Source organism: Acidocella sp. MX-AZ02, assembly GCF_000306035.1.
GTDB lineage: Bacteria > Pseudomonadota > Alphaproteobacteria > Acetobacterales > Acetobacteraceae > Acidocella > Acidocella facilis.
The window spans coordinates 1-816 of the sequence record NZ_JH976247.1; the positions used below are offsets into that span (position 1 = coordinate 1).

The window sequence follows — 816 nt, forward strand, 5'->3', positions numbered from 1 at the left end:
GGGCATCCTGGACGTTCTTCTCAACCTGCCCCTTCTCCCAACCTGCCGCACGATTGCAGAAATCAGGTTCAAAAAGATAATGGCTGGTCATCGCCTGGAAACGCAGATTGACGCTGCGCTCCTTGCCGCGGCCGACCTTGTCCACGGCAGTGCTCATATTGTCGTAAATGCCGCGCCGCGGCACACCGCCAAGCGCCCGGAAGGCGTGGGTATGCGCGTCAAACAGCATCTCATGTGTCTGCAGCAGATAGGCTCGGATGATGAAGGCGCGGCTGTATGACAGCTTGGTATGCGCCACCTGCAGCTTCAGGCGGACACCCCCGATGACCGCGAAATCCTCGCTCCAATCGAACTGGAACGCTTCGCCTGGCGCAAACGCCAACGGCACGAAAGTGCCACGCCCGGCGGTCTGCTGCAGACGCTGGCACTCCTCCTTCCAGGCCCGGGCAAAGGCCGATACACGGTTGTAGGAACCGTCATAGCCAAGGCTGACAAGGTCGCCGTACAGCTGCTTCACCGTCCGCCGCTGCTTGCGCGGCCGGCTCGCCTCACGTCGCAGCCATGCCGCCAGCTTCTCCGCGTACGGGTCCAGCTTGCTCGGCCGATCCGGCACCTGAAATCTCGGTTCCACCAGATCAGATCGAAGATATTTGCGGATCGTGTTCCGCGACACCCCAAGCCGCCGGGAAATCTCCCGGATCGGCACATGCTCACGCTTATGCCACCGGCGGATAATGCTCAAAAATGCCATGTCCAACACTCCGTTCGCCCCCGCCAGTTCCAGACGGGGAAACAGTCAAACATGGGTCAAATCTC

General features: G+C 60.8%; 1 protein-coding gene. It reads right to left on the reverse strand.

Features of this window, described 5'->3' with window-relative positions:
- Positions 1–751, reverse strand: a 751-nt coding sequence (gene istA, locus MXAZACID_RS17350) for an IS21 family transposase (protein ID WP_008495889.1), incomplete at its 3' end; no start/stop codon positions are given.
- Between the last annotated feature and the right edge of the window lie 65 nt (positions 752–816).